Origin of the sequence: Pedobacter steynii, assembly GCF_900103665.1 — a bacterium.
GTDB lineage: Bacteria > Bacteroidota > Bacteroidia > Sphingobacteriales > Sphingobacteriaceae > Pedobacter > Pedobacter steynii.
Genome location: NZ_FNGY01000012.1, coordinates 73,197 through 94,147, shown reverse-complemented (window position 1 = coordinate 94,147; position 20,951 = coordinate 73,197). Strand labels below are relative to the sequence as shown.

Annotated in this window: 13 protein-coding genes and 1 tRNA gene; 1 reads left to right on the top strand and 13 read right to left on the bottom strand. The window is 42.9% G+C overall.

What is annotated here, in order from left to right; translation table 11 throughout:
* Nucleotides 1-45: 45 nt before the first annotated feature.
* The 3 genes from BLQ87_RS27235 to BLQ87_RS27225 form a co-directional block, all read right to left on the bottom strand.
* On the bottom strand, nucleotides 46-624 hold the full coding sequence (locus tag BLQ87_RS27235; protein WP_073232260.1) for a 50S ribosomal protein L25/general stress protein Ctc: 579 nt from the start codon (nucleotides 622-624) through the stop codon (nucleotides 46-48).
* A 32-nt stretch (nucleotides 625-656) separates the two neighbouring features.
* Nucleotides 657-1,598: a ribose-phosphate pyrophosphokinase gene (locus BLQ87_RS27230; protein WP_074612089.1), complete on the bottom strand. Its 942-nt coding sequence runs from the start codon at nucleotides 1,596-1,598 to the stop codon at nucleotides 657-659.
* Between the two features lie 71 nt (nucleotides 1,599-1,669).
* A tRNA-Gln gene (locus tag BLQ87_RS27225) sits at nucleotides 1,670-1,740 on the bottom strand.
* Nucleotides 1,741-2,156: 416 nt separating this feature from the next.
* On the opposite strand from BLQ87_RS27225, the gene BLQ87_RS27220 reads away from it, so the two are divergent.
* Nucleotides 2,157-5,186, top strand: coding sequence for a glycosyltransferase family 117 protein (locus BLQ87_RS27220; protein ID WP_074612088.1), 3,030 nt, complete (start codon nucleotides 2,157-2,159; stop codon nucleotides 5,184-5,186).
* Between the two features lie 73 nt (nucleotides 5,187-5,259).
* Here the strand turns inward: BLQ87_RS27220 and BLQ87_RS27215 are convergent, their stop codons facing one another.
* The 10 genes from BLQ87_RS27215 to BLQ87_RS27170 form a co-directional block, all read right to left on the bottom strand.
* The gene (locus BLQ87_RS27215) at nucleotides 5,260-6,450 is read right to left on the bottom strand and encodes a serine hydrolase domain-containing protein (protein ID WP_074612087.1); all 1,191 of its coding nucleotides are present in this window, start codon (nucleotides 6,448-6,450) and stop codon (nucleotides 5,260-5,262) included.
* 79 nt (nucleotides 6,451-6,529) lie between these two features.
* On the bottom strand, nucleotides 6,530-7,492 hold the full coding sequence (locus BLQ87_RS27210) for an acetyl-CoA carboxylase carboxyltransferase subunit alpha (protein ID WP_083362079.1): 963 nt from the start codon (nucleotides 7,490-7,492) through the stop codon (nucleotides 6,530-6,532).
* A gap of 28 nt (nucleotides 7,493-7,520) precedes the next feature.
* On the bottom strand, nucleotides 7,521-9,056 hold the full coding sequence (locus BLQ87_RS27205; RefSeq protein ID WP_074612086.1) for a S10 family peptidase: 1,536 nt from the start codon (nucleotides 9,054-9,056) through the stop codon (nucleotides 7,521-7,523).
* An 83-nt stretch (nucleotides 9,057-9,139) separates the two neighbouring features.
* A complete protein-coding gene (locus BLQ87_RS27200; RefSeq protein ID WP_074612085.1) occupies nucleotides 9,140-11,746 on the bottom strand; it encodes a DUF4961 domain-containing protein in 2,607 nt (868 codons plus the stop codon).
* Nucleotides 11,747-11,770: 24 nt separating this feature from the next.
* On the bottom strand, nucleotides 11,771-13,114 hold the full coding sequence (locus BLQ87_RS27195; protein WP_074612084.1) for an MFS transporter: 1,344 nt from the start codon (nucleotides 13,112-13,114) through the stop codon (nucleotides 11,771-11,773).
* Between the two features lie 12 nt (nucleotides 13,115-13,126).
* Nucleotides 13,127-14,863: an alpha-amylase family glycosyl hydrolase gene (locus BLQ87_RS27190; RefSeq protein ID WP_074612083.1), complete on the bottom strand. Its 1,737-nt coding sequence runs from the start codon at nucleotides 14,861-14,863 to the stop codon at nucleotides 13,127-13,129.
* Complete coding sequence (locus tag BLQ87_RS27185; RefSeq protein ID WP_074612082.1) at nucleotides 14,860-17,175, bottom strand: glycoside hydrolase family 65 protein; 2,316 nt, start codon at nucleotides 17,173-17,175, stop codon at nucleotides 14,860-14,862. Before BLQ87_RS27185 ends, BLQ87_RS27190 begins: the two co-directional genes overlap by 4 nt.
* A 46-nt stretch (nucleotides 17,176-17,221) precedes the next feature.
* Nucleotides 17,222-17,905 carry a beta-phosphoglucomutase gene (gene pgmB / locus BLQ87_RS27180; RefSeq protein WP_074612081.1) on the bottom strand — a complete coding sequence of 228 codons (684 nt, stop codon included), beginning with the start codon at nucleotides 17,903-17,905 and terminating at the stop codon, nucleotides 17,222-17,224.
* Nucleotides 17,906-19,753, bottom strand: a complete 1,848-nt coding sequence (locus tag BLQ87_RS27175) for a glycoside hydrolase family 13 protein (RefSeq protein ID WP_074612080.1) — start codon at nucleotides 19,751-19,753, stop codon at nucleotides 17,906-17,908. It abuts the gene before it with no gap.
* Between the two features lie 56 nt (nucleotides 19,754-19,809).
* A complete protein-coding gene (locus BLQ87_RS27170; protein ID WP_074612079.1) occupies nucleotides 19,810-20,949 on the bottom strand; it encodes a SusE domain-containing protein in 1,140 nt (379 codons plus the stop codon).
* Between the last annotated feature and the right edge of the window lie 2 nt (nucleotides 20,950-20,951).

The following is a 20,951-nucleotide window of genomic DNA, read 5'->3' as shown; positions in this document are numbered from 1 at the left end:
GCAGCACCGTTGCCGATGCTGCTTTTCTGAATAAGCTGAAAGAAATTATTTCTTGTTAGCTTCGTTTTCTGCTTGTTTTAAAGCTCTTGACATTCCTACAGATACGATCGTATCTTCCGGAGTGTTTGTGATCACGTAGTCAGCTTTTGCAAGGTCACGTACGCGGAACAAGTTTCCAACTTCTAATTTAGCAATGCTCACTTCAACTGTCTGAGGCATATCTTTAGGGAATGCTCTAACACGAAGTTTACGTAATTTCTGTACTAATTTACCACCCATTTTAACACCTGGAGAAGTACCGGTTAATTTAACAGGGATTTCCATTAAGATCTCTTTGTCGTCAAATAACTGAAGAAAATCTACGTGTAATAATAAGTCTGTAAGCGGGTGAAATTGTAATTCTTTAATGATCGCTTTAGTTTTAGTACCATTAATGTCAATTTCAACAAAGTTTGCTTCAGGAGTATAAATAGCATCCTTTAATTCGGTTGTAATTACAGCAAAATGTTTTTGCTCTTTACCACCATACAATACTGCAGGAACTTTACCTTCATAGCGAAGCTCTTTAGCATCGCGTTTCCCTACGTTCTCTCTTGGAGAACCGCTAATTGCGATTGTTTTCATTTTTTATTGATTATATATGTTGTATTAAAATATTAAACTTTAAAAAGGTCACTGATAGAACCGTGTTCATTTACATTGGCAATTGCTTTTGCAAATAATTCAGCAGTACTCAATACCCTGATTTTATCACTCTTACGTTTCAGTGGGATGGTATCTGTAACGATCAGTTCTGCCAGCATGGAGTTCTCAATCGTTTCGTAAGCATTCCCCGACAATACCGGGTGTGTACAAACCGCTCTCACACTTTTCGCTCCTTTTTCCATAATCAGCGCTGCTGCTTTGGATAAAGTTCCGGCGGTGTCGCAAATGTCGTCAATTAAAACGATATCCTGACCAACTACATCTCCAATGATAGACATCGATTCGATTTCATTGGCACGTTTACGTCTCTTATCACAAATCACCACCTCTGCATTGAAGAACTTTGCAAATGTACGTGCTCTGTAAGAACCACCCATATCCGGAGAGGCAATGGTTAAATTCTCCAGGCCTAAGCTTTTGATATAAGGAACGAAGATCACTGAACCATCTAAATGGTCTACAGGGATATCGAAGAAACCTTGTATCTGAGCAGCGTGAAGGTCCATTGTCATGATCCTGTGGATACCTGCAGACTTTAATAAGTTGGCTACCAATTTCGCTCCGATCGCCACACGTGGTTTATCTTTCCTGTCTTGTCTGGCCAAACCATAGTAAGGAACAACAGCAGTAATGTAATGAGCAGATGCACGTTTTGCGGCATCAATCATTAACAAAAGCTCCATTAAGTTGTCGTTAGGCTGGTAAGTAGAATTGATTAGGAAGACATCACAACCGCGTACTGTTTCATCGTAAGAAGGTTGAAATTCACCGTCGCTAAACCGGTTTAAAGTGACGTCGCCTAGAGGCTTGCCGTAGCTTTCGGCAATTTTGATTGCTAATTCTTTTGTACCGGTTCCGGCAAAAAGCTTAACTGGGTTAAACTGCAATGGCATGATTGAAGGTGTATCAATGCTGGTTAAAAAAAATCGGATTGTGAGTAAAACCACAATCCGAATATGTTTTGTTGCCCGACCAGGATTCGAACCTAGACAAACGGTACCAAAAACCGTTGTACTACCTTTATACTATCGGGCAATCTTTCCTTTTTAAAGCGTGATAGGCTTGCTTTGTAAGGGAATGCAAATGTACGCACATTTTTGATTTTTGCAAGGGCTGACACAAAAAAAATTAAAATAATTTAAGCCCCCCGGTTCACAGGGCAAATAAATTATTTAAAATCAGGAAGTTGTAAATGATCTTTTTTTTAAACTTTTTTTAAAAAAAATTGAAGAAGAGAATTCAGACCTTAAAAAAGGCACTGTTCTTCAACCCGCTCTTCTAAAAATAACCAGCCCTACTTATGGTAACATATAAGTGATACTGTAATAAGAGGGCCCTGATCCTTCGTTTAATTTGTTAAACTCCCCATTACTTTGTGCGTTTATCAATCTTATTCTTTATTTTCGGCTGCATTTTATTCGCTCGACTTTAATAACTATTCAATACAAGAAATGAATTATTCAAAAACCAACAACCTTACCGGCTGGATTTGTTTTCTGATAGCTACAGTAACGTATGTCCTGACATTAGAACCCTCAGTGAGTTTCTGGGACTGCGGTGAGTTTATCGCCTCTGCCTTAAAAATGCAGGTAGTCCACCAACCGGGAGCCCCTTTGTTCCTGATGATCCAGCGATTCTTTTCACTCTTCGCTTTTGGGGATGTCACTAAAGTAGCTTACTTCATGAACGTAGGTTCTGCAATCGCCAGTGGCGCAACGATCTTATTCTTATTCTGGACCATCACCGCATTGGCGAAAAAAGTCCTGGTAAAAGAAAATGAAGCAGTCAGCAAATCTAACCTGATCTCTATTATGGGTGCAGGTATCGTAGGTGCCCTTGCTTATACCTTTTCCGACAGCTTCTGGTTTTCGGCAGTAGAGTCTGAAGTATATGCGCTTTCTTCCTTATTCACCGCTATTGTATTCTGGGGAATATTAAAATGGGAAGCCAATGCGGATGAACCACGTGCAGACAGGTGGTTGTTGTTCATCGCTTATATCATGGGTTTATCCATCGGGATTCACTTATTGAACTTATTAACCATTCCGGCAATTGCTTTTGTATATTATTTCAAGAAAACAAAAAACCCCACTACTGCTGGTACTATTAAAGCCGGGATCGTAGGTATTCTTATTCTTGCGGTGATCCAGTATGGAATCATACAATACCTGGTTTCATTTGGTGCATATTTCGACTTGTTCTTCGTAAACACTTTAGGAATGGGCTTTGGCAGCGGCGTAATTTTCTTTGCCATCCTGCTTATAGGCGGATTAACCTGGGCGATCAGGTATTCCATCAAACACCAGAAAAAAATCCTCAACCTGGCTTTGCTATCTACCGTGCTGATCATTTTTGGTTACGGTTCATTTGCCATGATCATTATCCGTGCAAAAGCAAACCCTAACCTGAACAACAGTTCTCCTGACAATGCCTTCTCTTTCTTAGGCTACCTGAACAGGGAACAATATGGCGACAGACCTTTATTATTCGGTCCTAACTATAATTCTCAGGGTGTAAATGTAGTAGAAGGAAAAACACTATATAGAAAAGGTGCTGAAAAATATGAAGTAGCCGGTAAAAAGACCGAATACGAATATGACAGAACTACTCCTTTCCCGCGTATGTATAGCGATGATCCAGGTCACGTAGCTTACTATAAAGACATGATGGGCTTTAGTGACGATCATTTCCCAAGTTTGATTGACAATGTCGGCTTCCTGATGTCTTACCAGGTCGGACAGATGTACATGAGGTACTTTATGTGGAACTTTGTCGGCAGACAAAATGACGACCAGGGACAAGGCAGTATTTACGAAGGCCAATGGCTGAGTGGCATCAAGCCTATCGACGGTATGATGCTTGGAGATCAGAAAAACCTGCCACCTTCCATCACAGAGAGTAATGCTTATAACAGGTTCTTCTTCCTTCCTTTAATTATGGGATTGTTAGGAGCGATATGGCATTTCAAACGGAATCAGAAAGACGCCGGTATTGTTGGCCTTTTATTCTTCTTTACCGGTATTGCCATTGTATTCTACCTGAATCAGAAACCAATGGAACCAAGGGAACGTGATTATGCTTATGCGGGATCGTTCTATGCCTTTGCCATCTGGATCGGATTTGGTGTCCTTGCTTTAAGGGAATGGATCTTTAAAAAGATGACCCCGGCCACGGGAGGGATTTTAGCGACGGCAGCCGGTTTATTCGCTGCGCCGATCATTATGGCTGCTCAGGGATGGGATGACCATGACCGTTCTACGAAAATGGTTGCTCATGATATTGCAGTCGACTATCTGCAGTCATGCGCTCCGAATGCCATTCTCTTTACTTATGGAGATAATGATACTTATCCCCTATGGTACGCACAGGAAGTAGAAAACATCAGACCGGATATCCGTTTGGTTAACCTGAGCTTATTCGATACGGATTGGTACATCAATGGAATGAAACGCAAACAAAATGAGTCTGCGCCGCTTCCGATTACCATGAAAGAATCTCAGTATGTTCAGGGGGAAAGAGACGTGATGTACTATCAGGATAAAGATATTGCAGGAAATGTGGAGTTAAAAACGATTGTAGAGCTCTTGCTTTCTGAGAACAATGAGGATAAAGTTCCTTTGAATGATGGAAGAAAAGTAAACTTCATTCCGACAAAGAACTTTAAACTAACGATCAATAAAGCGGATGCCATCAAAAACGGTGCTGCCACTACAGCGGATTCTGCAAGAATTGCTCCTGCACTGGAATGGACTTTCAATAAAGGTTATGTAACTAAAGGAACGTTGGCAATGTTCGACATCCTGGTACATAACGACTGGAAGAGACCAATTTATTTCGCAAGTACTGTTCCTTCTGATCAATATAATGGATTAGATAAATACTTATATAACGAAGGTCTGGCTTTGCGCCTGATGCCTTTCAAACCAGATACTGCAGCAGCTAAAAATGAGCAGCTTAATATTGCACCACTATACAACAATGTGATGAACAAGTTTGTATGGGGTAATGTTAAAAATGCAACTTATCTGGATACACAATCAGGTGATGACATCTCGATCTTCACCAATGTGTTTAACAATACGATCTCAGGATTACTTAAAGAAGGTAAAACAGAAGATGCTAAAAAAGTAGTGAACCGTTATTTTGAAGTGATGCCGGAGAAATTCTATGGCATGCGTTCTATGATGGGGGCTTATTTTATGGCAGAAAACCTATACCTGCTCAATGATCCGAAAAGAGCAAATGCACTGATTGAAAAATCGGCTGCCTATATTGAAAAAGAACTGATTTACCTTGCCGATGTTTCTCAAAGCAAGAAGAAGTTTGTAGGCGGACAAAATGTTCAGCTGGGCATGTCCTTCCTGAACCAGATGGCAAGAACTGCTGCTGAATACAAACAAACGAAACTCAGTAAAGACCTGAATGATAAGTTTTCGATGTTAGAAGCAAGATTCTCTGCTTTCTTTCCACCGCAACAATAAGATTTCAAATCCATAAAAAAAGAGCATTCCGTTTTGGGATGCTCTTTTTTTATGCCTGTATTTTCTATTTACGCTATTTAGGATAGGTAAAAGGTAATCCTGACAAGTAACGGCTGATCTTACGATAGGGATAATCTCCGGCTCCTCTAAGGGCAAACTGAACAATAATCGTATGTGTCAAAGGATCTACATATAAACGTTGCCCACGCATTCCCTCTGCTGCGAAGTCACCATTGATTCCTTCCTGAGGAAGCCACCATAGATAGTTTTGCCGCGTCTTCTGCCAGCCTTTTACAGGAACAGCAGGATCTGCATTTGCATGGACCGAGTGTGCTACCCATGCTTCAGGAACCACCTGATCCCCGTTGTAATTGCCCTTATTAAGGTATAACCTTCCGATTTTGGCCAGATCTATGGCGGTAGCCTGAAACCTGCTTGCGGTATTGGCCAGCCCATCAACATGGTCCAGCCCCCAGCTTGCCGGATGTGCAGCTCCTATTTTTTTCCAGATGTTATCCTGAAAATAAGCAGCGATCTTTTTTCCCGTTGCCTGCTCCAATGCCCAGCTGAGTAGCATGACATCAACGCTTTTATATTTCCAGACCTTTCCCGGAGGATGATCTGCTTTAAGCTTTGACAACTCTTTTTTTAGGTCTTCTGTATAATAGTATTTGGCTTCATCCGATAAAAATGCAGCAATCAGTCCACCCTCAAGGCCACTGAACTCCAGGCCTGATTTCATCTCCATCAGGTTCCTTAGAGTAATCTGATCAAATGCAGGGTTCTTTTTCAATTCAGGAACATAGACCAGCAGGCGATCGTCCAGACTTTTAATCTTTCCTTCTTCAATTGCCTGTCCCAACATGATCGAGACCATCGACTTGGCTACAGAAAAGAGTGTGGTTAAGCTGGTATCACTATAACCTGGCTTAAACTTCTGGTAAATCACGGTATCATTCCTGATCACCATAAAAAGGTTGATCTTTCCTGCTTCCAGGTAATCTTTAAAGGTCATCCTTTTTTTATCCCGGTCGAAGACCATCATCGTATCCAGGTCCTCCCTCATCTTTTCCGCTTTTACGAAATGAAAAGGGGTATCTGCCGGACTTACCAACGATTGTGGATATATTTTATAGGTTTCCGCAGCAGGCGTCTGGTAGCGTAAAACACGGATCAGCTCCGGCCGCCGGATGAAGAGTATACAAAGGAGCAATACAAAGAGAGAGAGTATCAAGGCAAGGCCGTATCCGATTTTCTTTATCATACGATTTTATGGAAAATATTAAAAAGGAAAAGGCCGCAGTGTGAGTTGCAGCCTTTTCCTTTGATTTCTTTATAATGATTTATTCGTTTACCACACCCATTGCACAGAATTTATCAATTCTCTGGGTGATCATGGTATCCGTTTTTAACTTTTTAAGTATAGCCAGGTCTTTTAAGATCTGTTCTTTCACTGTTTCACCCATTGCCTCAGGATTCTGATGTGCACCTCCCAGTGGCTCTTTAATGATGCCATCGATCAGTTGATTTTTGTACATATCATCGGAAGTCAGTTTCAGACATTCTGCTGCTCTTTCCTTATAATCCCAGCTCCTCCATAAAATAGATGAGCAGGATTCCGGAGAAATTACAGAATACCAGGTATGCTCCAGCATATAGACACGGTCGCCGATTCCGATTCCCAATGCACCACCTGAAGCGCCTTCACCTACTACAAAACATAGGATCGGTACTTTCAGCACAGACATTTCTAACAGGTTACGTGCAATTGCTTCTCCTTGTCCGCGTTCTTCTGCTTCCAATCCCGGATAAGCACCCATTGTATCAATAAAAGAAATCACCGGTTTATTGAATTTCTCGGCAAGACGCATTAAGCGCAATGCTTTTCTATATCCTTCAGGATTAGCCATTCCGAAATTACGGTACTGACGTTCTTTCGTATTTTTACCTTTCTGGTGTCCGATCACCATTACCGTCTGGCCTGCAATGCTTGCAAAACCGCCAATAATAGCTTTATCGTCCTTTACAGTTCTGTCGCCATGCATTTCTATGAAATCATCGCAGATCATGCTGATGTAATCCAGGGTTTGAGGCCTTTCAGGATGACGTGACATCTGAACTTTCTGCCATCCGCTAAGGTGGCTGTAAAGTGTGAGCTGAGTTTCAGCCAACTTCTCTTCCAGTTCTGCTAGTGTCGCAGACATATCTACTTTGGTTTTATCGGCAACCTGTTTAACCTTTTCAATTTGCTGCGCCAATTCAGCTAAAGGTTTTTCGAAATCAAATGATGTTTTTATCTGTTCCATAAGTGGGCTGTAAAAATAGGCATTTTATTTAAAACTTCGCAGGCACCCCGGGTTTAGGTAAAGATTTTAATATAAATTCACGGATATGGCGATTTCCTTTTGAGAGATCGTCCTTCCTTAAATACATCATATGGCCGCTTTCATAGCCCTCAAAGCTCAATCTGTCTTTTAATCTGCCTCCGGGATCTAATTGCCACATGCTGTATTTTGCGTTAAAATAATCACATGCGCCATCAAAATATCCCGACTGCACCATTACATTCAGATATGGATTTTGTGCCATCGCCTGTCGTAAGTTCTCTCCGGTTTTGTCGTTACTATTGTCCCATGGCCTTACCGATCCGAACATATTGTACTTCAGGTCCGTTTTATAATTCAGTTCATTTCTAAGGTACATATTAATCGCAGGGGTAAAAGAATGCAACCAGGAAGTCAGCTCGGCATTGTAATCAGGCCGGTCTCCTCCATCATTTTTATCGATTCCTTTATACCTGGAATCTAAACGGCCAACGGTAAAACCTTTATCCCGCAGCAACTCTTTCCAGAAAAAATTGGTAGACACATCCAGGTTATATTGTAGGATCACCTTTTCTGAAATTCCGGAATAACGCGCCATCTTAGCGGCAATTTCTTTCTTCTTTTGTTCCGTCAGGAAGTTGCCCCTTGCCATCGCCGGTAAAAGTTCATTGATGGTAAACTCCTCCACTTCGGGTAAAAAAGCCGACAGTGTTTTAGACTGCAAGTCAGAGGGAAGCACTTTATGGTACCAGGCAGTAGCTGCATAGTACGGCAAGCGTAAAGCAGCTTCAACAGGTCCGCTTCTTTCGATTCCAAGTTCTGTTGGCGACACCAGGATTACTCCGTTTAAATACATCCATTGCGAATTCTGAAGCTCCAATGCCAATCCCGAAACACGGGTAGTTCCATAACTTTCCCCGATCAGGAATTTAGGAGATGCCCATCGGTTGCTCCTGGTCACAAAAGTATTGATCCATTCTGCCAGGTATTTGATATCGGCATTAACGCCAAAAAACTTAGCTCCCGGAACATCTTTACTTGTTGGTCGTGAGTAACCGGTATTGACCGGGTCGATGTAAATGATATCCGCAACATCAAGGATGGAGCTGGGGTTTTCTTTATACCCATAAGGCTGCACCGGATATCCCTCATCGTCGATCTTTAAAACTACAGGTCCGGTATAGGCGATGTGCATCCATACAGAAGCAGAACCCGGGCCTCCGTTAAAGGAGATCACCAATGGCCTGCTGTCGCGGTTTTGAACATCGGAACGCTCATAATAAGTGTAAAACAGACCTGCAATTGCTTTTCCCTCTTCATCCCATACCGGCAGGGTTCCTGCAGTTGCCTTATAAGCAATGCGCTGTCCGTTGATGGTGGCCTGATGTTGGGTAACGACTGAACTTTCAGGAACGATGGTCCTGGAAGGGCTTACCGGTTCGGTCTTTGCAGCCGGTTCAGTTTTCGCCGAGGGAGCCCTTTGTGCATATGAAAGGCTAAAACAGCATACACAAGCCAATGCAAGGGTAAATACTTTTGTTCTCATTAGTGGTTTAGGTTGGTTTATGGATATAAATATCATAACTAAACCCAATCAATGCATCCTATGCTTTAAAATTGTTACTCTTTTTATCTGAGATACAAAGGCTTTCTGCTATATATATGGTATTCGCCAGGGCTCAGTGTTTTTGTATAGGTATTTCCGGTAAGGCTCATCGTATTTCCTCCCGGCCATTCCAGCCATTGTCCGGATTGCCCGAAGTCTATGCTGATGACCTGTTCCTTCACATCAAAATTGCCAAGCACCACGACTGTATTGTCTGTATTCGTTAACTTCAGGTATTTGGCAGATCCGCTAAGATTATACGTTGGAATACCCGTTTTGAAAATGGAATTGTTCGTTTTATAATTAATAAGATCGGCATAAGTTGCCCTCAAAGACCAACGTGCCGCCTGCCCGAGGTAGTCCCAGTGTATTGGTTTTTCTCCTGTTCTTCCATTTTGCTCTATCGACACCTCATATCCCAATTCTCCAAACTGCCATAACATTTTCGGTCCCGGAATGGAGAAGAAGAATGCTGCCGCCATCTCCTGACGTTTCAATGCCGTGGTAAGGTTTTTCACTTGATAACTTCCCGAAGCATTGCCATAACTCAGGTTTTTAAACATGAGCCGCTCTTCATCGTGGCTTTCCATATAGCTGACCAGATTTTCCGATCTGCTAAAGCCATGCGTTCCGGAGAAAGCGCGCGAAAAATCGGAATTTTCCTGATAACCCATCGTTGCCTGGTTAAAACTTGCATTGACATTGTTCCAGAACATCATCCCTTCCTCAGAAAGCTCTTTCTCTTCTCCATCTGCAGCAAAGTGCTCCAGAATGACGTAGAAGTTATCCGGATTATTGGTTTTAATATATGAATTGTAGTCTTTCCAGATGGCCACCCTACCCGGATCATAAGCACTCCAGGCAGAAACTCCGGCATCAGAAGTTCCGGAGTTCTTTTGAGTGAATCCCTTGGAAAGGTCAAACCTGAAGCCATCTACCTGATAGGTATCCATCCAGAACTTAAGCACCTGCTTAACAAAGCTTTTCGTCGCCGGACTTTCATGGTTAAAATCGTACCCTACATTAAAAGGATGGGTGGGTGTTGCATTAAACCAGGGACTATTTGTGGCAGGTTTTCCTGAAGCTTCATCAAAATACAATTGCACCATCGGCGACTGCCCAAAAGAATGGTTCAGCACCATGTCCATGATTACCGCAATCCCACGTCCATGACACTCGTCTATGAATTGCTGTAATGCGGCCTTTGTTCCATAATATTTATCAGGAGCGAAATAGAAGGAAGGGTTATAGCCCCAACTGGAATTTCCCTCAAACTCATTGATTGGCATCAGTTCGATGGCATTCACATGAAGTTTAGTCAGGTAGTCCAGCGTATCCCTCAGGGTATTGTAATTTGCATTTTTAAGAAAATCGCGAAGGTGCAGTTCGTAGATCACCAAATCGTTCTTTTCCGGTCTTTTAAAGTTTTTGTATTTCCAGGAATAAACAGGCTGACTGCTCTGCATTACGCTCAGGATGCCCGAAGTCTTTCCCGTTGGATAAGGCATGATGGAAGGATAATTTGCAGAAGGAATACTCTTGTCATACTGAGGATCGATCACCTTTTCTGTATAAGGATCGGCAATTCTTAATTTGCCATCGACCAGGTATTGATAGGCATACTCCTTACCCGCCTGTAGATTATCAATCTGAACCCACCATTTGTTACCATCGGGTGTCCTTTTCATGAAATAAGGAAGGCCGGACTGCCAGTCGTTAAAATCGCCGATGGCATAAACATATTGTTTGAAAGGAGCATACAAAGTAAGAATGGCTGATTTTCCTCCATTGATAAAGACCACTCCTTCTTTTGCCCCTGCCGGCAGTTCAGCAGTCTCTACGCTTCCATTTAAAAGAAAGGTAAAAGAGCGTTCTATGGTAGTTGTACCATCTGTTCCGCTAAGTTTCAGCTCGTGTCTTCCCGCAGCGTTCACTTTGACCTTTCCATTGATCTCTTTTGCGTTGGTTACCGAAGCAAAGCCGACACCGTCCAGAGAAAGGTTCAGTGTCGCTGCTTTCGAGGCAACGGCATTAATGCTCAGTTCCTCTCCGACCATTTGAATGCTGATCACCGGAACGGGATTGAAGGTAGGTTCAAATTCAGGCAGTTTAAACCGGATGCCAAGTTGATTGGCTTCATAAATAGGCAGGTACAAATCGCTTTGGTCTTTGTTTCGCCCCACAATCTTTCCATCACCGGTACGGAACAACATCACCAGCTGAAGGATCTTCTCCCCCGGCGGAACGCCATAAAAACTACGGGGACTTAAACTGATCTGAAACTTCCCGTTTCCAATGGCAGTCATCTTTGCCGCGGGATCCGGACTGCTAAAAGAAGCACTTTTAACATATTTCCAGTCGGCAGCTCCTGTACTTTTGTCGGTGATGACCCCGGTATACATGTAGATGTCTCCGGAAGTGTTTTGTAAAGCAGCATTTCCTTTTGCAGCGTCAAAAGTAAGGGTAAAGGTTTCTTCTGCTGTCGGGAAATCGGTAGAAGTCGTAAGTAATCCAGTCTGTGAAACCACTACCGGCGGCGCTGTCCCCGGATCTTTGACAATTGGATCCGACTTCCTGCAAGCTGCAGCGAATACCATAAAAATCAATAAGAGTGCATATATTTTTCTCATGGCATTCGTTTCAGCGTTTCAGTTTTATAATTCTTTTTTATTTCGGATATACAGGACAGAGATGGCTCCAAGAAGCATAAAGACTCCGGCCATCACAATGGCATAAATGGCCTTGCCATCGTAGAACTTTTCGACGATCATTCCTCCGAAGAATCCATTGACGATTTGTGGCATCGTGATAAAGAAATTAAAAATCCCCATATAGACGCCCATTTTACGTGCAGGAATCGAGCTCGATAAGATGGCATAAGGCATAGACAGGATACTTCCCCAGGCCAGCCCGATTCCAATCATAGAGAAGATCAGGTATTGTGGATTGCTGATGAAATAAACAGAAAGTAAACCTATCCCCCCTGCTGTTAAAGAGAAAGCATGTGCGATCTTCTTGCTGGTTACTTTCGCAATTGAGGGTAATAATAAAGCGTAGATGGCAGACACCCCATTGTAAATCCCAAAGAGGATCCCCACCCAGTTCCCGGCATCTGCAAATTTCACAGAAGAGGTATCACCGGGAGCTACTTTATAAATATGTTGTGCAATTGCCGGAGTCGTAAAGACCCACATCGAGAATAAGGCGAACCAGGAGAAAAACTGTACCAGCCCCAATTGTTTCATCGTTAAAGGCATCTTGGAAAAATCCGTAAAAATAGACATGATCCCTTTATTTTCTCCTTCAGAAGATTCGCCATGGTAGCGTTCCATCTCTTCAGGTGGATATTCTTTTGTCGTCACGACAGTCCACAGGATGGTCAGCACCAATACCGCAGCACCGACATAAAAGGAATAGATCACATTGTTCGGGATCTGCCCTTGTGCAGCAACTTTCGATACCCCTACGTATTCTGAAAGAATGTAAGGTAGCCAGGAACCGGCAATGGCTCCGGCACCAATCAGAAACGTCTGCATGGAAAAGCCAAAACTCCTTTGCTCCTCCGGGAGCTTATCTGCGACCAGTGCGCGAAAAGGTTCCATGGCCACGTTAATCGAAGCATCCATGATCATCAGCATCCCTGCGCCAATGATGATTGGCGGTAAAAGACTGGCCATAGCGGCCGAATTGGGCATAAGGATTAAAGCAAGGGCCGTTAATACCGCACCGATCAGAAAGTAGGGTCTTCTCCTTCCGAACCTGTTCCAGGTCCGGTCACTGTAATAGCCAATAATCGGTTGAACAATCATCCCGGTTAGCGGTGCTGCCAGCCAGAATAGAGAAAGGTGTTCTACATCCGCTCCATAGGTTTGCAGGATTCTGGAGGCATTTCCATTCTGTAAGGCAAATCCAAACTGAATTCCGAAGAATCCGGCGCTCAGGTTAAATATTTGTAACGATGATAGTCTTGGTTTACTTACAGCAATTTTCTTTTCCATCGGGCAATTTTTTTAAAATTCTATGATTTGTGCCGTTCCCGGCAAAACCTTTAAAGATATAGATAGATTGGTATGGGCGTTCGTCGTTCCTGTTAATAAATCAACGGCCTGAGTGATGTGACGTCCTTTCAGTAGGTTTTCAGGAACATTGAGCTCCTGGATGACCGATTGATCCCGGTCGAAATTGGCAACAACCAGCAAACGTTGATTTCCGGAATACCGGATAAAGGCATAAGCCCTTTCTGTTTGCAGTGGAACTTCCAGGATATCGCCTTTCAGCACTGCTTCCGCAGTACCTGAAACTTTCATCAGTTGCTGATAGAAAGCCCTTAATTTTTGTTGCTCCGGGTTTAGCAATCCGCCGTCAAATGCCCCTTTGTTCATCCATTTCTGATGTTCTGGTACACCCCAGTAATCGAAGATGGTCGTTCTGTTGTCTTCGCCACCAAAACCTTCAATTCCCTTTCCAGGTTCCCCAACTTCCTGTCCGAAGTAAAGCATCACCGGACCGGCAGATAAAGTAGCTGAAACCACCATCGCCGGAATGGCATATGCCGCATTTCCAGCGAAACCGGCAGAAGCAATTCTTTCTTCATCATGGTTTTCCAGAAAGCGAAGCATCTTGTCGCCAAAACCAGCACTTTCTACCTGCCATACTTTGCTAATGTCTTTAACACTTGCGCCGGGCTCGTTCCTGATCAGCTTTTTCAAGCCGTCATATAATCCGACTTTATCATATAAGTAATCAAAATGACCCGTGTACAGGTATTCTTTATATACTGCCGGATTGTAAGCTTCTCCTATAAAAATCAGGTTAGGGTATTGTTTTTTAACCTCTGGAATCACCCATACCCAAAAGGCTACAGGAACCATTTCTGCCATATCACAGCGAAATCCGTCTACGCCCTTTTTTGCCCAATACGCCAGAATATCACGCATTTTTGTCCAGACCGGAGGAATAGGGTCGAAATATTTCTTTTCTCCATTTCCATAATCGACGCCATAGTTCAGTTTTACCGTTTCATACCAATCGCCATTTGAAGGACTTTGAGAGAACACATTGTTTCCCGTTGCTTTAGCTGGATTTTCCTCAAACTGACCATCTTTTAAAGCAGTTAAAGCATTTGGATTACCTTCATTCGCCGGAACAACAAAAGGCTTTCCGGGAACATAATAGTAATCATTTGCAGGACTGAAGCTCTGTTTTACATCATCACGAAAGCCAAAATCTTCTACTCCCGCAGGTTTCGCCAGAGAATGGTAATGACGGGCCACATGGTTGGGCACAAAATCAATGATGACTTTTAGCTCCTTTTGATGTGTCCGGGAGATCAGCGCTTCAAACTCGGCCATTCGGTTTTTCACCTCTACCGCCAGATCAGGATCTACATCATAATAATCTCTGATGGCATAAGGGGAACCAGCACGTCCTTTCACCACGTCGGCATCATCGGCTTTAATGCCAAAGGCACTATAATCCGTCAGACTGGCATGGGCAACAACCCCTGTATACCAAACGTGAGTAACGCTCAATTCTTTCAGTCCATCCAAAGCTTTAAAGCTGATGTCATTAAACTTGCCCGTTCCATTCTGTTCAATGGTACCAAAGGGAATATTATTGCTTTGCTGATTGCCGAATAAACGGGGCAGCAGCTGATAAATGATGGGTTTGCTTTGTGCCATGCTCATATCGGAAGATCCTACATACATCAATACGATCAAAGTAATATTTCTGAAACTTTTGCTCATGCCAGCGCTCCTTTATAGGAAATCACTTTTTCTCCATGAGGGACAGGATAAGCCTGATTAAAGACCAGCACCTGTAATTCCTGATCTGAATTGTTCCGGATACTGATCTGATCAGCAGTGATGCTTACCTTTAACTGTACGCCTCTAAAGCCGATGCTGAAAGAAAAAGCATTCCAGTTTTTAGGTAAAAACGGATGAAACACCAGTTGTCCGTTACGCACACGCATTCCTGCAAAACCTTCTACCACACTCATCCAGGTACCTGCCATCGAAGTAATGTGTAATCCATCTTCGGTATCGTTGTTATAATCGTCAAGGTCCAGACGGGCAGTGCGCAGGTAAAACTCATAGGCTTTCTCTTCGTCATTCAGCTTTGCGGCTAAAATGCTGTGTACACATGGTGATAATGAGCTTTCATGAACCGTTCTGCTTTCATAGAAATTGAAATTCTTACGAAGCGTCTCCAGGTCATATTCTTCTTCAAAGAAGTACATGCCCTGTAATACATCCGCTTGTTTAATAAAGCAGGAACGCAAGATCCTGTCCCAGCTCCATTTCTGGTTTAGCGGGCGCTCTGCCGCCGGTAAGTCTTTGACTAAGATTTGTTCCTTATCCAGGAAGCCATCCTGCTGTAGGAAAACACCGGTTTTTTCATCAAAAGGATAATACATTTGTTCGGCTACGGAGGTCCAGTCCTGAAATTCCTGTGCTTCCCGAAGACCTGTTTTTTGGATAATCTCCAGGTATTGCTCCGGAGCCTGTTCTTTGACTTTCGCCGCAGCGGTAATCGTATATTTTAAACACCAGGCCGCCAGTTTGTTGGTATACCAGTTGTTATTAATGTTGTTCTCGTACTCATTTGGGCCGGTTACACCGAGCATCACAAATTTGTTTTTATCTGCACTCCAGTTCACTCTTTGTTTCCAGAAACGGGCAATGCCGATCAATACTTCCAGGCCATATTGGGCAAGGTAACTTTCATCACCTGTGTATCTGATATAATTGAAAATGGCAAAAGCGATGGCTCCGTTTCGATGAATTTCTTCAAATGTGATTTCCCATTCATTATGGCATTCTTCTCCATTCATGGTCACCATTGGATAAAGGGCAGCCCCATCTTTGAATCCTAATTTAGCTGCGTTTTCTATGGCTTTATCCAGGTGTTTATAGCGGTAAACCAATAGGTTTTTAGCCACTTCTTCCGGAGCTACAGACAGGTAAAAAGGAATACAATAGGCTTCCGTATCCCAATAGGTAGAACCTCCGTATTTTTCGCCGGTAAAGCCTTTAGGTCCGATATTTAAACGGGCATCTTTTCCGGTATAGGTTTGGTTGAGCTGGAAAATATTGAAACGGATGGCCTGTTGAGCTGCAACGTCACCTTCGATAATGATATCGCCTTCCTCCCATTTCTTTGCCCATGCTTCAACTTGTTCTTTCCACAATTGTGAGAAACCTTTAGCCGATGCCATGTCTATCCTCAGCTTTGCTTCGTTTAGCAATTGTTCTTTATCATAATTCTCGGAAGAGAGGTTGGCGACGATTTTATAAAGGTCGATATGCCCGCCTTGCGTTAGATTAACGGTTGCGGTTTGTCCCAGGTATTTTTCTTTGCTTACCTGTTTTAATTCCTGCGCTGCTCCGTTATTTAATATACTGGTACTGCTAACCGTGCAAACTTCAAACTCCGTTTTTTTAGTCCGCAATACCAGATAATCGGTATTGCCTTCCTGTTGTTGACTCACCTGATCCCAGAACTTTTCATCATAATTGGAATCCTGGTTTTTCACATCTCCGTCCAGAAAGGACGTCAACTGAACCGCTGCATCAAAATTGATGGCAGAAAGACGGTAATGTAAAGCCCCAACTTCATCATCGGCAATGCTGCAAAAACGAATGGCTTCTACTTTTAGGATTTTTCCACTTTTCAGTTCAGCGCTAAAACTTCTGCTCAGCGTTCCTTCTTTCATGTTTAGTATCCGCTTAAATTCGGTTACCTTACAGGTATTCAGGTCTAAGATTTCTTCGCCGATCTGGATGTGAATTCCAATCCAGTTGGTGGCATTCAGAACTTTTGCAAAATATTCAGGATAGCCATTCTTCCACCAGCCCACACGTGTTTTGTCCGGATAATATACACCGGCCACATAGTTCCCTTGCAAAGTTTCTCCGGAATAGCTTTCTTCAAAATTGGCACGTTGCCCCATGCGGCCGTTGCCAATGCTAAATAAACTCTCTGATATCTTATTCAAATGAGGATCAAAACCTTCCTCAATAATATTCCACTCGTCTGCTTTTATGTAATTCTTCATCTTATATACTGCTCTGGTATCCCGGGGGTGATTAAACCGGTTTACGTTATCCTTTATCTGTGGTCAGACTTTTTAGTCTTTCAATTTCTGTTACGGTAATTTCTGATAGGTCTTTGATGACGATATCTGATCCGGGAAGGTTTTCTATTGTTCCTATCCCTACGACTTTCATTCCTGCTGCAATTGCGGCTTGTACTCCGGCGGCGGCATCTTCAAAAACCACGCAATCCTCCTGCGAGGCATTTAGCAATTCTGCAGCTTTTAAGAAAACCTCCGGGTCCGGCTTGGAAGTCGTCACGGAATTTCCGTCTACAATAGCGTCAAAGAAATGAGCCAATGCGGTACGCTCCAGAATGAGGGAAGAATTCTTGCTGGCAGAACCCAATGCAATCTTTATTCCTTGCGATTTGAGCTCCTGCAAAAGCTGTAAAGACCCCGGTAATACTTCCGCTTCGGTCATTTTACTGATCATGGCCACATACCATTCGTTTTTTCTGGCTGCCAGTACTTCTTTTTCTTCAGCAGATTTCTCTACTCCTCCCCATTGGAGGATCATGTCTAATGAACGCATCCGGTTTACGCCCTTCAACTGCTCATTTTGGTGTTCGGTGAAGTCAAAGCCCAAAGAATTGGCCAGTTGTTTCCAGGCCTTATAGTGATAAACTGCAGTGTCTACCAGTACCCCATCGAGGTCAAATATGCAGGCGATATGTTGTTTGATTTCTTGCATTTAATTTAATTCAAGTACCAATGTGCCTTTTGCAGGTACAGCAATGGTTTTTAATGTATTCAATTGTTCTTTTGTGATGATATTGATGGCGGTTGTTGCGCCAGTCATGCGTTCGGCAAATCTTGCCGTTTCCAGGTTTTTAGCCTGATCATCTCCGTTGACGATGACCATGACGGTCTTGCCACCTTCAGGCAGATACCTGAAATAAGTATATAGGCCATTTTCAGGCACGTATTGCATCATTTTACCACTCTGTAACGCCGGACTGTTCTTTCTGTAATTGGCGAGGGTACGGAAGTAGTTCCAGGCCTCATTCTCTTGTGGGGTACGCCCTGCTGCTGTAAATTTGTCCGATTTATCGCCAACCCATCCACCAGGGAAATCGGAACGTACCAGTCCGTCGGGATTGGAATAATTTTTCATCAGAATTTCTGTGCCATAATAAACCTGAGGGATTCCGCGAAGGGTAAGTAATAAGGCCATTCCCGATTTGTATTTATTCAGGTCTTCATTTACCATGGAATAAAAGCGGCTCATGTCATGGTTGTCCAGGAAGATCACATTACGGTCTGCATCCTGATAAAGGAAGTCCTGGGCAATGGTCGTATATAACCGGAATACGCCGTCCGTCCAGCCTGATTTGCCATTCAAAGCTTCATAGATGGCATTCTTCATCACTGCATCGGTAACACCGGGTAATTCGGTATCAAAACCTCTGCTCACCGTATTTCCTCCGGTAAAATAAGCTTGTGCCGCAGCAGAGTTCACCAATGTCTCTCCGAAGATGGACAGGGTAGGAAATTCTGCTTTTATTTTGTTGGCCCAGTCTTTCATATATTCCGGATCATTGTATGGATAAGTATCCAGTCTCAATCCATCAATACCGGCATATTCTACCCACCAAATGTGATTTTGAGTAATGTAATTCTGTACATAAGGGTTTCTTTGGTTAAAATCCGGCATGGTTGGTACAAACCAGCCATCCAGCATTTTCTTTTGATCTGTTTTTGAAGCATGAGGGTCCATTACGGGCTCATCGCGATAGCTGGTTTGGGTAAAGACCGGCCATTCATTGACCCAATTTTTCATTGGCATATCTTTGAAGAACCAATGTTCGGTTCCCATATGGTTGTGTACAATATCTTTTACGATCTTCATCCCCTTTTCATGCACCTTATCTACCAGTGTTTTATAAAGCGCTAAGCTGCCATACCTTGGATCTATTTTATAATGATCTGTGGCGGCATATCCATGATAGGATGCCAATGACATGTCATTTTCAATTTCCGGAGTCATCCAGATTGCAGTTATGCCAAGGTCTTTCAGGTAATCCAGCTTATTGATCAATCCCTGCAAATCGCCACCATGACGGTAATACATAGAATCGCGGTTCAGCTTCGTTTCTTTCATCCCCTTTACGATGTCGTTCTTCGGATCCCCGTTAGAGAAACGGTCCGGCATCAGTAAATAGATCAGATCTTTATTGGTGACTGCCTGAATTCTGTTTGTGTTTTGTGTTCTTTCTTTTAATTCGTAGACGTTTTCAAATCTTTTCTTTCCGTTGAGAAAAAAACCAATGGTCATTTTTCCGGCTTTAGCAGTGGTAGAAATCTCAAGATCTGCGAACAGGTAATTTGGGTTTTCTACTTTATGTACTTCCAGGAGTTTTACACCAGGATAATCAATCCGGACCTCATACCCTGCAATTTGATTTCCATGAATCAGGAGCTGAAGTTTAGGATTGTGCATCCCCACCCACCAGTTCATCGGTTCGATGCGTTCTAATTTGGATTGCGCAAAAACAGTACTGGAAAGGAGTAAAAAGAATAAAAATGAAAATCGTCTCATGCTTAAAAAATTAGGAAGGAATTGAGGAGACCGGGTTTACCGGCCTCCATAGACATTTAGTTTTTTACGACTGTATATTTTTTATTGACCTCATCGAGGGTAACGGTATACATCGCTGTTTCAGAAATGGAGATGTTATCACCACCAAGGTCACTTCCATTAGGAGAGCCTCCATAATTAACATCCCAGCTTCCTTTCTTAGGGATAAACTTGAATCCCCCCGGCTTCAGCTCTAAAGTAATGGTCCATTTCCCCTCTCCTAAATTGGTCATTTCAGCAATTTTGCCATTACCTGCAGAATTGTCCCAACCTCCAGGCGTCGCATCACCAATCAGGTACATGGTCAGTTTCGTTCCACGCTTAATCACGATATCATTCGGATAGTCAGCAAACTTTTTAAAGGCTCCTGAATTCGCTTCCACATTCCATTTCAAACTGTCAAGATGAGTCCGGTCTGTTAACCCTGCTGCTTTCATGGCCACATCAAGATCACTATAGCTGATAGACAATGTACTGTCGGCACCGTTATTTGCCGATGTAAACACCATTAAAGGGCTGTTAAAGTCGCCGCCATTCTTAATGAATTTTACTTTATAAGTGATGTTGCCTGCAGGTTTACCTGCAAAAGATTTCTGCCATTTGAACTTCAAAAACTCCGTGGAGGAAAGAGATTCTACAGATATCACATCGAATGATGATGCCGGACTATAGAGCGCAAAATTGGATGCACCATCTCCAAAACGGGTGATAGAAAGGTTAAATATTTCTGTAGCGCGAATGCTGACACTTCCATTCTTTGCAAGAATGGTCCAGATCAGATCTGTTTTTAGTCCATCTGCAATGCCTTTAGCTTTTAATGCTTCGTCCAATGCTTTCTGACTAATGGTTAGTTTATTGGTTAACCCTTTATTGTCTGAAGGAATCTCCAGCAATGGCGCATCAAGTGAGCCTGTTTTAAGGGCAGCAATCCAGGTGTAGGTCGGTGCTGTATTTACACCGGGTAAGGCTGCGGTCCAATCGATCACGACCTGTTGATCAGGTGTGGCAGAATTAAGGACCAGCATTGCGTTTTTTTCCGGAGTTTTCAGGCTAAAGTTTCCCAGCGCTTCCCCCTTTATGGTATTGTCAAATTCGTTTCGTTTACAACCTGTAATTGCAATTACGGCAATGATGAGCAGGCTTAGTATTTTCTTCATAA

Bases quoted from the DNA above. Each gene is read 5' to 3' on its own strand.
- BLQ87_RS27175 (WP_074612080.1), bottom strand. From the start codon at position 19,753: ATGAGACGATTTTCATTTTTATTCTTTTTACTCCTTTCCAGTACTGTT.
- BLQ87_RS27190 (WP_074612083.1), bottom strand. From the start codon at position 14,863: ATGAGCAAAAGTTTCAGAAATATTACTTTGATCGTATTGATGTATGTA.
- BLQ87_RS27170 (WP_074612079.1), bottom strand. From the start codon at position 20,949: ATGAAGAAAATACTAAGCCTGCTCATCATTGCCGTAATTGCAATTACA.
- pgmB (WP_074612081.1), bottom strand. From the start codon at position 17,905: ATGCAAGAAATCAAACAACATATCGCCTGCATATTTGACCTCGATGGG.
- BLQ87_RS27205 (WP_074612086.1), bottom strand. From the start codon at position 9,056: ATGAGAACAAAAGTATTTACCCTTGCATTGGCTTGTGTATGCTGTTTT.
- BLQ87_RS27195 (WP_074612084.1), bottom strand. From the start codon at position 13,114: ATGGAAAAGAAAATTGCTGTAAGTAAACCAAGACTATCATCGTTACAA.
- BLQ87_RS27235 (WP_073232260.1), bottom strand. From the start codon at position 624: ATGAAAACAATCGCAATTAGCGGTTCTCCAAGAGAGAACGTAGGGAAA.
- BLQ87_RS27200 (WP_074612085.1), bottom strand. From the start codon at position 11,746: ATGAGAAAAATATATGCACTCTTATTGATTTTTATGGTATTCGCTGCA.
- BLQ87_RS27210 (WP_083362079.1), bottom strand. From the start codon at position 7,492: ATGGAACAGATAAAAACATCATTTGATTTCGAAAAACCTTTAGCTGAA.
- BLQ87_RS27220 (WP_074612088.1), top strand. From the start codon at position 2,157: ATGAATTATTCAAAAACCAACAACCTTACCGGCTGGATTTGTTTTCTG.
- BLQ87_RS27230 (WP_074612089.1), bottom strand. From the start codon at position 1,598: ATGCCATTGCAGTTTAACCCAGTTAAGCTTTTTGCCGGAACCGGTACA.
- BLQ87_RS27185 (WP_074612082.1), bottom strand. From the start codon at position 17,175: ATGAAGAATTACATAAAAGCAGACGAGTGGAATATTATTGAGGAAGGT.
- BLQ87_RS27215 (WP_074612087.1), bottom strand. From the start codon at position 6,450: ATGATAAAGAAAATCGGATACGGCCTTGCCTTGATACTCTCTCTCTTT.